General features: G+C 67.9%; 10 protein-coding genes. 7 read left to right on the forward strand and 3 right to left on the reverse strand.

The features are described from left to right. From Q0938_RS01805 to aroA, 4 genes are all read left to right on the forward strand, one after another. Positions 1-780, forward strand: a complete 780-nt coding sequence (locus Q0938_RS01805; protein ID WP_299358507.1) for a type III pantothenate kinase — start codon at positions 1-3, stop codon at positions 778-780. After that, a complete protein-coding gene (locus tag Q0938_RS01810) occupies positions 773-2,446 on the forward strand; it encodes a ribonuclease J (RefSeq protein WP_299358509.1) in 1,674 nt (557 codons plus the stop codon). The genes Q0938_RS01805 and Q0938_RS01810 overlap by 8 nt, the downstream gene beginning before the upstream one ends. Before the next feature lie 70 nt (positions 2,447-2,516). Beyond that, positions 2,517-3,212 carry a tRNA (guanosine(46)-N(7))-methyltransferase TrmB gene (locus Q0938_RS01815; protein ID WP_299358511.1) on the forward strand — a complete coding sequence of 232 codons (696 nt, stop codon included), beginning with the start codon at positions 2,517-2,519 and terminating at the stop codon, positions 3,210-3,212. A gap of 87 nt (positions 3,213-3,299) precedes the next feature. Continuing rightward, positions 3,300-4,631 carry a 3-phosphoshikimate 1-carboxyvinyltransferase gene (aroA, locus tag Q0938_RS01820; RefSeq protein ID WP_299358513.1) on the forward strand — a complete coding sequence of 444 codons (1,332 nt, stop codon included), beginning with the start codon at positions 3,300-3,302 and terminating at the stop codon, positions 4,629-4,631. Positions 4,632-4,662: 31 nt separating this feature from the next. Here aroA and Q0938_RS01825 read toward each other — a convergent pair whose 3' ends face one another. The 3 genes from Q0938_RS01825 to Q0938_RS01835 all read right to left on the reverse strand — a co-directional run bounded on the left by Q0938_RS01825 (position 4,663) and on the right by Q0938_RS01835 (position 9,993). Continuing rightward, positions 4,663-5,589, reverse strand: coding sequence for an AEC family transporter (locus Q0938_RS01825; RefSeq protein WP_299358516.1), 927 nt, complete (start codon positions 5,587-5,589; stop codon positions 4,663-4,665). A 99-nt stretch (positions 5,590-5,688) separates the two neighbouring features. Further along, complete coding sequence (locus Q0938_RS01830; protein WP_299358518.1) at positions 5,689-7,584, reverse strand: propionyl-CoA synthetase; 1,896 nt, start codon at positions 7,582-7,584, stop codon at positions 5,689-5,691. Between the two features lie 126 nt (positions 7,585-7,710). Then, on the reverse strand, positions 7,711-9,993 hold the full coding sequence (locus Q0938_RS01835; protein WP_299358519.1) for an NADP-dependent malic enzyme: 2,283 nt from the start codon (positions 9,991-9,993) through the stop codon (positions 7,711-7,713). 122 nt (positions 9,994-10,115) lie between these two features. Between Q0938_RS01835 and Q0938_RS01840 the strand changes: the two genes are divergently transcribed. The 3 genes from Q0938_RS01840 to Q0938_RS01850 all read left to right on the forward strand — a co-directional run bounded on the left by Q0938_RS01840 (position 10,116) and on the right by Q0938_RS01850 (position 12,852). Further along, positions 10,116-10,517, forward strand: coding sequence for a cytidine deaminase (locus Q0938_RS01840; protein ID WP_299358521.1), 402 nt, complete (start codon positions 10,116-10,118; stop codon positions 10,515-10,517). 150 nt (positions 10,518-10,667) lie between these two features. Further along, positions 10,668-11,846, forward strand: a complete 1,179-nt coding sequence (locus tag Q0938_RS01845; protein ID WP_299358523.1) for a phosphopentomutase — start codon at positions 10,668-10,670, stop codon at positions 11,844-11,846. A 40-nt stretch (positions 11,847-11,886) separates the two neighbouring features. Beyond that, positions 11,887-12,852, forward strand: a complete 966-nt coding sequence (locus Q0938_RS01850; protein ID WP_299358525.1) for an adenosine deaminase — start codon at positions 11,887-11,889, stop codon at positions 12,850-12,852. Positions 12,853-12,901: the final 49 nt, after the last annotated feature.

Raw genomic sequence — 12,901 nt, forward strand, 5'->3', positions numbered from 1 at the left:
GTGCTGTTGTGCATCGACACCGGCAACACCAACAGCGTGTTTTCGATCTGGAACGGCACCGAGTTCATCGCCCACTGGCGCATCTCGACTGACAACCGGCGGACCGCCGACGAATACTTCGTGTGGCTGTCGTCGTTGATCGCCCTGCACCGCCTGGACGTGACGATCGACGGCTGCATCGTCAGTTCGACGGTGCCGCGCGTCGTGTTCAACCTGCGTGTGCTGTGCAGCCGGTATTTCAATCTGCGACCGCTGGTGGTCGGGCGGCCCGACTGCCTGCTGCCGGTGGCGCCGCGGGTGGACGAGGGCGCGGTGGTCGGGCCGGACCGGCTGGTCAACACCTGGGCCGCGTTCGACCGCTATGGCCCCGACCTGACCGTGGTCGATTTCGGCACCGCGACCACCTTCGACGTGGTGGATGACGACGGGGCTTATATCGGCGGGGTGATCGCCCCCGGGGTGAACCTGTCGCTCGAGGCGCTGCACATGGGGGCGGCGTCGCTGCCCCATGTCGACATCAGCAAGCCGCAGGCGGTCATCGGCACCAACACCGTCGCCTGCATCCAGTCGGGGGTGTTCTGGGGCTATGTCGGCCTGGTGCGGGAAATCTGCGCGCGGATTGCGGGCGAACGCGACCGAAAGATGAAGGTGATTGCAACCGGTGGCCTGGCGCCGTTGTTCGACCAGGCAGAGGATCTGTTCCACAGTTGGGACGACGATCTGACGATGCACGGGCTGCGGCTCATCCACGATCACAACAGGGAGATGGGCAATGTCTGAACGCCTGATCTACATGCCGCTTGGCGGCGCGGGCGAAATTGGGATGAACGCCTATGTCTATGGCTACGGCGCGCCCGGCCGGGAGCGGCTGATCCTGGTCGACCTGGGTGTCACCTTCGGCGACATGGACGGCTCACCGGGCATCGACCTGATCATGGCCGATCCCGGCTGGCTGGTGGACAATCGCGACCGGCTGGAGGCCATCTTCATCACCCACGGGCACGAGGATCATGTCGGCGCGCTGGGGCTGCTGTGGGGCCGCCTGAAGGTGCCGGTCTATGCCCGGAAGTTCACGGGCGCGCTTGCGCGGATGAAGCTGGAAGAGAGCGGCCAGCCCACCGATCAGCTGCGCATCGTCAGCCCGCGCCCTGAGGTAGTCGAGGCGGGGCCGTTCTCCGTTCAGTTCATGCCGCTGAGCCATTCAATTCCGGAAAGCTCCGCCCTGATCATCGACACGCCGGCGGGCCGGATCGTGCACACCGGCGACTTCAAGCTCGACGGCACGCCGGTCGTGGGTGAGCCCTTCGACCCGATCCTGTGGCACGACATCGCCAACGAGGTGCCGGTCCGGGTGCTCGCCTGCGATTCCACCAACGTGTTCAGCCCGAATCCGGGCAGGTCCGAGGCGTTGCTGGCCAATCCGCTGCTGGATTTCGTTATGGCGCAGAAGCAGATGGTGGTGGCGACCACGTTCGCGTCCAACATCGCCCGGTTGAAGACCCTGGCCGAGGCGGGGCAGGCGGCAGGGCGCAAGGTGTGCCTGCTGGGCAGGGCGATGCGCAAGATGGTCACCGCAGGGATCGAGACCGGGATACTGACGAACTTCCCCCAGGTGATCGGCCCCGAGGAGGCAGCTGAACTGCCGCGCAACAAGGTCATGCTGATCGTCACCGGCAGCCAGGGCGAGCGCCGCGCCGCGTCGATGCAGCTGTCCATGGGCCGCTATCTGGGGCTCGAACTCAAGGAAGGCGACAGCTTCCTGTTTTCCAGCCGGACCATTCCGGGCAACGAACGCCCGGTGATCCGCATCATGAACAACCTGAGCCGCCGCGGCGTCGACGTCTATGACGCCGATGACGGTGTCTATCACGTTTCGGGTCACGCGAACCGCCCCGATCTGGAAACCATCCACGATCTGCTGAAACCCGACATCCTGATCCCGATGCATGGCGAACACATGCATCTGCGCGAACATGCGAAGCTGGGCGCCGCCAAGGGCATGGCGACCGCCGTCGCGGAAAACGGGACCATGCTGGACCTGACCGGGCCCACCCCGCGCGTGGTGGACGAGGTGGCGACCGGGCGGCTGTATCTTGACGGCACCCTGCTGATCGGGGCCATGGACGGGGTTGTTCGCGACCGCATCCGCATGGCCCTGAACGGCCACGCCACGGTGTCGATCATCATCGACGAAAACGACGATCCGCTGCCGGACGCGTGGGTCGAGACGATGGGGTTGGCCGGGCAGGGTCGGGCCGGGATCCCGCTGGCCCGCCATGTCGAATCCGAACTGGCCGACTTCCTCGACCGTGCCGATGCGCGAACCATCGGGGACGACAAGCGGCTGGAGGAAAGCATTCGCAAGATCACCCGCCAGGTCACCACGGAAGAGATCGGCAAGCGACCCGAGGTCAAGGTGGTCATCAGCCGTCTCGCGGCAGAGTAGGGCAGGCCGCGCAGGGCCCATCGCCCGGCGTCGCTTGACCTTTGCGGCCGGGCGCGGCATCGCCCGGTCCATGACCGATTTCGATCCAGTTCCGCCGCGCCGAAACTTCTACGGACGTCGGCACGGCAAGACCCTGCGCCACAGCCAAAAAGGCTATCTGGCCGAGGATCTCGGCGCGCTGCGCCCGCGCGGCATCACGGTGCAGGACAATCCCGATAGGGAACTCATCGACCCTACGGCGATCTTTGGCGATGACCGGCCGCTGTGGCTGGAAATCGGGTTTGGTGGCGGCGAGCACATGGTCCACATGGCCGCGCGAAACCCCGGCATCCGATTGATCGGGTGCGAGCCATTCATCAACGGCGTGGCCATGCTGCTGGGCAAGATCCGGGCGGCAGGGGTGACGAATGTCAGCGTCCACCCGGGCGACGTGCGCGACCTGCTGGACGTGCTGCCCGATGGATCGATCGATCGCGCCTTTCTGAACTATCCAGATCCGTGGCCCAAGGCGCGCCACCACCGGCGCCGGTTCGTGACCCCGGAACATCTGATCCCGCTAGCCCGGGTCATGCGATCTGGCGCCGAGTTTCGCGTTGCGACCGACGTTCCCGACTACATGCGCCAGACGCTGGAAGAGGTTCCGGCGGCCGGGTTCACGCTGACCGGGACCAGTGACACGCCATGGGGCGACTGGCTGTCGACGCGGTACGAACAGAAGGCGCTGCGCGAGGGCCGCACGCCAGCTTACGCGACATTCCACCGGTGAGTGACCTCGGCCGGGCGCCACGCGCCGGGGCATGGCGCACCGGACCACCGGGCGATATGACCGCGCCATTCTGAAGAGGAAGCCGCCATGTCCCACGCTGACCAACCGATGCCCCTGTCCGCCCGCCGGTCGGGGCCGCTGTCCGGACAGGCGCTTGTCCCCGGGGACAAGTCGGTCAGCCATCGGGCGCTGATCCTGGGCGCGCTGGCCGTGGGGGAAACCCGCATCACCGGATTGCTCGAAGGCAAGGACGTGCTGGACACGGCGGCCGCGATGCGCGCCTTCGGCGCCCGGGTGGACCGGACCGGTCCGGGCGAATGGTCCGTCCACGGGGTGGGCGTCGGCGGGTTCGCCGAGCCGGAGCAGGTGATCGACTGCGGCAACTCCGGCACCGGCGTACGGCTGATCATGGGGGCGATGGCGACGACGCCGATCACCGCGACCTTCACCGGCGACGCCAGCCTATCGCGCCGGCCGATGGGGCGGATCACCGAGCCTCTGGCGCTGTTCGGCGCCGAGATAACGGCCCGTGACGGCGGTCTGCTGCCAGTCACGATCCGTGGCGCGGTCGATCCGCTGCCGATCCGGTATCACACGCCGGTCGCCAGTGCGCAGATCAAGTCGGCGGTGCTGCTGGCCGGCCTGAACGCACCGGGCGAGACCGTCGTGATCGAGGCAGAGCCGACCCGCGACCACACCGAACGGATGCTGACCGGCTTCGGCGCGCAGGTCCGCACCGAGGTCACCGACGAGGGCCGGATGATCACCTTGTATGGTCAGCCGGAGCTGCGGCCGCAGACGGTGGCGGTGCCGCGCGACCCGTCCTCGGCCGCCTTCCCGGTGGCTGCGGCGCTGATCGTGCCCGGCTCCGCGATCCGGGTCCCCGGCGTCAGCCGGAACCCGACTCGTGACGGGTTCTACGTCACCTTGGCCGAGATGGGCGCCGACCTGACCTGGGAGAACGACCGCGACGAGGGCGGCGAGCCGGTGGCGGACCTGATCGTGCGCCATTCGTCCCTGCGCGGTGTCGAGGTGCCGGCGGAACGCGCCGCCAGCATGATCGACGAATTCCCGATCCTGTCCGCCATCGCATCGCTGGCGACGGGGCGAACCGTCATGCATGGCGTGGGCGAACTGCGCGTCAAGGAAAGCGACCGGATCGACGCCATGGCCCGCGGGCTGGAGGCCAACGGTGTCACGGTCGAGGAAACCCGCGACAGCCTGACGGTTCATGGGCGCGACACGGTCGCGGGCGGTGCGACCGTCGCCACCCATCTGGATCACCGCATCGCGATGAGCTTTCTGGTTCTGGGACTGGCCAGCGAGGCGCCGATCACCGTGGACGATGCCGGACCCATCGCCACAAGCTTTCCCGACTTCCTGCCGCTGATGCGGGCGCTGGGGGCCGACATCGGCTGATTTCCTGCGCCACCACAGGCGCGGGGGGCACTCAGCCCAGCACGGACAGGGCGAACAGCACCACGACCGGCATGATGGCTGCGGCGAGCAGGGTCTGCAGCGCGATGATCGACGCCATCAGCCGCGCGTCGCCCCCCATCTGGCGCGACAGGATGAACGAGGAGGAGGCGGTGGGCAGGGCGTGAAAGATCATCGCAACCACCGCCGCCTCGTGCCGCAGCCCGGCGAGCAGGCATAATCCCAGGGTGATCAGGGGCAGCAGGCCGAACTTGACCGCCGAGGCGCGCAGTACCGGATCCAGGTCCCGGCGCAGGCTGCCCAGCTGCAGGGCGGCCCCGACGCACAGCAGCCCCATCGCCAGTGCCGCCTGACCCAGCGCCTTCAAGCTGGCATCCAGCCCGGACGCGAGGCCGATCCCCGTCTGCTGCAGGCCCATCCCGATGACGCAGGCCAGAACCAGCGGGTTGGTCGCCACCTGCCGGACGACACCCCACCAGCCCGGACGGGCGTCACCATATCGGCTGAACACCAGAACGCTGAGGATGTTGACCGTCGGCACGATCGCGGCGTTCGCCACGGCGGCCAGGGCGGTCCCCTGCGCGCCGTAAAGCCCGGTCGCGATCATCACGCCCACATAGTTGTTGAACCGGATCGCGCCCTGAAAAATCGACGTGAAGGCCGGGTCGGTGCCCCCGAACAGGCGGCGGCCCAGGATGACCAGCGTTGCCGTGACCAGAACCGCGCCGATCAGCACCGCAAAGATCGCCCCGACAGGAACCGCCCGCATGTCCGCCGTGGCCAGCCCGTGCACGAACAGGGCCGGCAGAAGGACGTAGTAGCTGAGCCATTCGGCCGGCGCCCAGAACGTGTCCGGCAGCATCTGCCGGTGCCGCAGGACCACGCCCAACGCGATCAGCAGCGCGGCGGGTGCCAGCGCCGAGAGGACCTGTGACAGCACGTCGTCTTCCTTTCTGCCGTGCCGTCATCCGCGTCCGGCCCTCGCCCCAACGGGTCACCCGATGGGGCGAGTTACCCCTTTGCGCCTCCAAGAATCCGGTCAGCCGGCTGCGGGGTAGCCCCTGGATTTCAGCACCTGCGCAATCTCGTCCAGCACCGCCGGTTCGTCGATGGTGGACGGCGGCTTGAAGTCCTCTCCGTCGGCGATCTTGGCCATCGTGGCGCGCAGGATCTTGCCCGATCGGGTCTTCGGCAGACGGTCGACGACGATCGCCGTCTTGAACGCCGCGACCGGTCCGATCTGGTCGCGGACCATGCGGACCACATCCTTGCAGACCTGGCCCGGGTCGCCCGTCATGCCCTTTTTCAGGCACAGGAAACCCATCGGCATCTGGCCCTTCAGCGGGTCGGCCACGCCGATCACCGCGCATTCCGCCACGGCCGGGTGACCCGACAGGACCTCTTCCATCGCGCCGGTGGACAGGCGGTGGCCGGCGACGTTGATGACGTCGTCGGTGCGCGCCATGATGTAGAGGTAGCCGTCCTCGTCCAGATAACCCGCGTCGCCCGTCTCGTAATGGCCGGGATAGGTCGTCAGGTAGGATTTGCGGAACCGGTCATCGGCATTCCACAGCCCGGGCAGGGTGCCGGGCGGAAGCGGCAGACGGACCGTGATGGCGCCCAGCGTGCCGGGCGGCACCGGCTGGCCGGCCTCGTCCAGGACCTGGACGTCATAGCCCGGCATCGGGACGGAGGGGCTGCCCCGCTTGATGGGCAGTTTCTCGATCCCGAACGGGCTGGCGGCGATGGCCCAGCCGGTTTCGGTCTGCCACCAATGGTCGATCACCGGGACGCCCAGCTTTTCCTCGGCCCATGCGACGGTGTCGGGATCGGCCCGCTCGCCGGCAAGGAACAGCGCCTGCAGGCTGCGCAGGTTGTAGTCCTTGATCAGCTCGCCTTCCGGATCCTCGCGGCGCACGGCGCGGATGGCAGTGGGCGCGGTAAAGAACGACTTGACCTTGTGGTTCTGGATCACCCGCCAGAAGGTGCCGGCGTCGGGCGTGCCAACCGGCTTGCCCTCGAACACGACCGTGGTGGCGCCGGCGAACAGCGGTGCATAGCAGATGTAGCTGTGGCCCACGACCCAGCCCACGTCCGAGGCGGCCCAGAACACGTCGCCGGCGTCGATGGCGTAGATGTTCTTCATCGACCAGTTCAGCGCCACGACATGGCCGCCGGTGTGACGCACCACGCCCTTTGGCTGGCCCGTGGTGCCCGAGGTGTACAGGATGTATTGCGGGTGATTGCCGTTCACCGGCACGCAGTCTGCCGGCTCCACGCCGAACTGGAAGCTGTGCCACGCGACGTCGCGCCCCTCGATCAGCTGCGCGACTTCCTGCTCGCGCTGGAAGATGACGCAGAACTCGGGCTTGTGGCGGGCCTCGTCGATGGCCCGGTCCAGCAGCGGCTTGTAGTGGACGACCCGCCCGGGTTCCAGCCCGCAGGACGCGGCGATGATCGCCTTGGGGGTGCAGTCGTCGATCCGCACCGCCAGCTCGTGCGCCGCAAAGCCGCCGAAGACGACGGAATGGATCGCCCCCAGCCGGGCGCAGGCCAGCATCGCCTCCAGCGCCTCGGGAACCATGGGCATGTAGATGATGACGCGGTCGCCCTTTTCGATGCCCTTGGCGCGCAGCGCCCCGGCAAGGCCGGCCACGCGGGACTGCAGTTCGCGGTAGGTGATCCCACGGTACGAGTGGGTGATCGGGCTGTCGTGGATGATCGCCAGCTGATCGCCGCGCCCGGCCTCGACATGGCGGTCGACCGCGTTCCAGCAGGCGTTCAGAACCCCGTCGGCGAACCATTCGTACAGGGGCGCGTTTTCGTCGAACAACGCGCGGCTGGGGGGCGTCACCCAGTCAACCTGCGCCGCCGCCTCCATCCAGAAGCCTTCCGGATCACGCTGCCAGTGTTCGTAGGTGTCCTTGTAAGCCATGCGCTGCCCCTCCTCCAAAGGCACCAATCTGTTAGGCCCCCCGGTCCGGTCCCGCAACACTGTTAGCGGTCGCTGCGACCGAGAAGGGCGCGGCAACCCGGATCGCGGATCGCCCCAAGGCCGCCGTCAGCCGTAATGGGCGACCGGCGTGCCTGCGAGCGCCGAGATGTTCAGCAGCCCGCGTGTCGTGATCGAGGGCGTCACGATATGGGCGCGATTCCCCATCCCCATCAGGATCGGCCCCACCTCCAGCCCGTCGGCGCGGGTCTTGAGGATGTTGCGGACGCCCGACGCCGCGTCGGTGCCGGCAAAGACCAGCACGTTCGCGACCTCGTTGCCAAGGCGCGACTCGGGCATGATCCGGTCGCGCACGGCCGGATCGAGCGCTGCATCCACATGCATCTCGCCCTCGTAGATGAAGTCCACGTTGCGTGCGTCCAGGATAGCCAGGGTGTCCCGCATCTTGCGCCCCGAATGGGTGTCGAGATTGCCGAACTGCGAATGGCTGCACAGGGCGATGCGCGGGGTCAGGCCGAACCGGCCGACATGCCGGGCACAGCCGATCACGGTGGCGGCGACCTGTTCCGGGGTCGGATCGTGGTTCACCTGGGTGTCGGCGATGAAGATCGGCCCCTGTTCCAGGATCATCATCGACAAGGCGCCGACCGGGTTCAGCCCGTCACGGCCCAGCACCTGCCGGATGTAGTCGAGATGCCAGCTGTACTGCCCGAATGCGCCGCAGATCAGGCTGTCGGCCTCGTTGCGATGAACCATGATCGCGCCGATGGCGGTGGTGTTGGTGCGCAGGATCGCCCGCGCCACGTCGGGCGTCACCCCGCGCCGGGCCATCAGGCGGTGATAAGTTTCCCAGTAGTCGCGATAGCGGGGATCGTCCTGGGGGTTCACGATCTCGAAGTCCTTGTCGGGCCGGATCGGCAGACCCGCACGTTCGCAACGGGTCGCGATCACGTCGGGACGGCCGATCAGGATCGGCACGTCGGTGGTTTCCTCGAGCATCGCGTTCGCGGCGCGCAGCACCCGCTCGTCCTCACCCTCGGCAAAGACGATCCGGCGGGTCACCGTGGCCGCCGCCTGGAACACCGGCCGCATGATCAGCGCCGAACGGAAGACCGAGCCGTCCAGCTGGCGCTTGTAGGCGTCGATGTCGGGCAGGGGGCGGGTTGCGACGCCCGATTCCATCGCCGCACGGGCGACCGCGGTCGCCACCACGCCGATCAGTCGCGGATCGAAGGGTTTGGGGATCAGGTAGTCGCGGCCAAAGCTCAGCCGCTCGCCGCTATAGGCGGCGGCGGCCTCGGCGCTGGTGGTGGCGCGGGCCAGTGCCGCGATCCCCTCGACGCAGGCGATCTGCATCGCGTCGTTAATCTGGGTGGCGCCTACATCCAGCGCGCCGCGGAAGATGAAGGGAAAGCACAGGACGTTGTTGACCTGATTCGGATAGTCGCTGCGACCGGTGGCGATGACCGCCCGCGGGGCCACGGCCTGGACGTCCTCGGGCATGATCTCGGGCGTCGGATTGGCCAGGGCGAAGACGATCGGCTCGGGCGCCATGCGTGACACCATGTCGGCGGTCAGCACGCCGGGACCCGACAGGCCCAGGAACAGGTCGGCGCCGTCGATCACCTCGTCGAGCGTCCGCAGGTCCGTCGCCTGGGCGAACGCGGATTTCTGCGGGTTCATGTCGACGTCGCGGCCTTCGTGCACCAAGCCGTGGATGTCGCACAGCCAGATGTTCTCGCGCGGGACCCCCAGCTTGATCAGCATGTTGAGGCAGGCGATGCCTGCCGCCCCGCCCCCGGTGGACACGACCTTGATCGTGGCGAAGTCCCGGCCGGTCACCCGCAGCGCGTTGGTCGCCGCCGCGCCGACGACGATGGCCGTGCCGTGCTGGTCGTCGTGGAACACCGGGATCTTCATGCTGTCGCGGCACAGCCGTTCGACGACGAAACAGTCGGGTGCCTTGATGTCCTCCAGGTTGATGGCGCCAAAGCTCGGTTCCAGTGCGCGGACGATGGCGGCCAGACGCTCGGGATCGGTTTCGTCCAGTTCGATGTCGAAGCAGTCGATATTGGCGAATTTCTTGAACAGGACCGCCTTGCCTTCCATCACCGGCTTGGACGCCAGCGGCCCGATATTGCCCAAGCCCAGAACCGCCGTCCCGTTGGTGACCACCCCAACCAGATTGCCGCGCCCGGTGAAGCGGGCGGCGCAAGCGGGGTCGGCCTTGATCTCCAGGCAGGCTTCCGCGACGCCGGGCGAATAGGCGCGGCTTAGGTCGCGGCCGTTGGCCAGGGGCTTCGTCGCCCTGATCTCCAGCTTGCCCGGGCGCGGAAATTCGTGATAATCCAGCGCCGCCTGTCGCGCATTGTCCTGCCGCCGGTCGTCCATCGCGTTCTCCCTCGCCCTTTGTGCTCAGGGTTACCGATGATCCCGGGCCTGTCCAAGGCTTGTTGCATCCCGGGCACCGCCCCGGCACAGTCGCGTCATTCGAAATCGGAAGGACCGCACCGATGTCCCTGATCGATGCCGCGCGCGAGGTGCGAGAAACCGCCTACGCGCCCTATTCGGGGTTCAAGGTGGGTGCGGCAATCCGGGGTGCGTCCGGCAATGTCTATCGCGGCTGCAATGTCGAGAACGTTGCCTATCCCGAAGGGACCTGTGCCGAGGCTGGCGCGATCGCGGCGATGGTGGCGGGCGGCGAAACCGAACTGATCGAGGTCTGCGTCATCGCGGACAGCCCGCATCCGGTGCCCCCCTGCGGCGGGTGTCGGCAGAAGCTGGCGGAATTCGGCCGCGCCGATGTCCCGGTGCTGCTGGCGACGGTCGCAGGCGAGACGCTGGGAACCACCATCGGCGAATTGCTGCCGGGACGTTTCGAGGTCGCACACATGGCCGGCGTCGACGTCGACTGACGGTGACCGTTCACATGGAAGTCAGCGCGATCAGTGCCGCGCGGCGGCTCGGACGACTGCTGCAGTGAACGCGGTTACCCCTGCCGGACCTTGCCCCCGAACGAATGACGTGATCCCTGCGGCTTGTGTCCACAACGGGGATGGTCATCGATGACGCGGGCCTTTCTGATCGTCATGGATTCGCTTGGGATCGGGGGGGCGCCGGACGCGGATCGCTTCTTCAACGGGGATCGGCCGGACACCGGCGCGAACACGCTCGGCCACATCGCTATGGCGCGGCGGCTGCACATGCCCCATCTTGACAGGCTGGGACTGGGGGCGGCCCTGCGTCTCGCCAGCGGTGTCGAGGCGCCCGGGCTGGGGGCCGCGCCGCAGGGGTTGTGGGGCGCCGCAACAGAGGTCTCGCTCGGCAAGGACACCCCGTCGGGCCATTGGGAACTGGCCGGGGTGCCGGTGCCGTGGGCGTGGCATCATTTTCCCGACACCAGCCCTGCCTTTCCAGATGAGCTGACCCGGCGGATCTGCGCGCTGGCCGGGACCGACGGGATCCTGGGCAACTGCCACGCCCCGGGGACCGAAATCGTCGACCGTATGGGCGAGGAGCACCTTCGGACCGGCTGGCCGATTTGCTACACCTCCGTCGACAGCGTGCTGCAGATCGCGGCGCATGTGGACCGGTTCGGCCTGGACCGTCTGCTGGAGCTGTGTCGGAACCTGGCGCCGTTCGTGCACGCGATGCGGGTCGGACGGGTCATCGCGCGGCCGTTTGCGGGCACGCCGGGCCGGTTTGCCCGCACCCCCGACCGGCGCGACTTTGCCATCGCACCGCCGGGCGACACGATTCTGGATCTGGCCGTCGCCGCCGGGCGGACAACCCACGCGGTCGGCAAGATCGGCGACATCTTCAGCCAGCGCGGGATTGGACGGGTGCACAAGGGGCGATCCGACGCCGATCTGGCGTATCAGCTGATCGGCCTCGCGGACACGGCCGAACCGGGTAGCCTGACCTTCGCGAACTTCGTCGAGTTCGACACCGATCACGGACATCGCCGCGACGTCGCCGGCTACGCCGCCGCGCTGGAGTGGTTCGACGGGGTGGCAGGTCGGTTGCTCGGTCGGATGCGGCCGGGCGATCTGGTCCTGTTTACCGGTGATCACGGCAACGATCCAAGCTGGACGGGCACGGATCATACCCGGGAACGGGTGCCGGTCCTGGGCTGGGGCGTCGGCACGCGTGCCATCGGACAGGTGGCCTTTGCCGACGTCGGCGCCTCGATCGCCGCGCATCTGGACATCCCCCGGCCTGCCCACGGGACCAGCTTTCTGTGAGGCCCCGCACGGTTCCCCAGCGACTCACCGGATCCCTGCCATGACGCTGAAGAAGATCGAGCTGCACCTGCATCTGGAGGGCGCGGCACCGCCATCCTTCATCCGGGGCCTGGCGGCCCGTGATGGCGTCGATCTGCCCCGCATCTTCGATGCGCAGGGCCGCTATATCTATGCAGGCTTCGCCGATTTCCTGCGTGTCTACGAGGCTGCGACCGCGCTGATCCGCACCCCTGCCGATTATGCGCATCTGGTCGGCGTGGCGCTGGAACAATGTGCCGAGCAGGGCGCGATCTATGTCGAACTGTTCGTCTCGCCCGAGTTCTGCGGCGGGGCGGATCTGCCCGCCTGGCGCGATTACCTGGCCGCGATGACCGAGGCGGCGGAGGTTCTGGGCGCGCAGGGCGTGGACAGCCGCGCCATCGTGACCCCGATCCGCCATCGAGGATCCGAGCGGGCCCGCTGGTCGGCGATCTGCGCGGCCGAGACCGCGGGCGGCTGGGTCACCGGTTTCGGCCTCGGCGGGGACGAAACGGTCGGGCGTCCGCAGGATTTCGCGTGGTCCTTCGACTGCGCACGCGAGGCGGGCCTGGGGCTGACCTGCCACGCCGGTGAATGGGCGGGCCCGCAGTCGGTGCGAGACGCATTGGCCCTGGGCGTCACCCGTATCGGCCATGGCGTGCGCGCGATCGAGGATCCGGCACTGGTCGCGCGGCTGGCAGAGCAGGCGATCACGCTGGAAATCTGCCCGGTATCGAACATCGCGCTGGGCCTTTACCCCGACTGGCGGTCGCACCCCATTTCCCGGCTGGCCGACGCGGGCTGCCGGGTGACCGTGTCGACCGACGACCCGCCCTTCTTTCACACCACGCTGACGCGGGAATACGACCGGCTCGCGGAAACCTTCGGCTGGACCGAGGCCGAATTCACCGCGATGAACCGCTGGGCGGCCGAAGCCGCATTCTGCGACGATGCCACACGGCAGCGCTTGCTGGCAGCGCTTGGCTGAGCCGCGGCGGTGGGGCATTCAGGACCACCGTGACCCTGCAGACGAGGGA

Source organism: uncultured Paracoccus sp. (assembly GCF_947496875.1).
Lineage (GTDB): Bacteria > Pseudomonadota > Alphaproteobacteria > Rhodobacterales > Rhodobacteraceae > Paracoccus.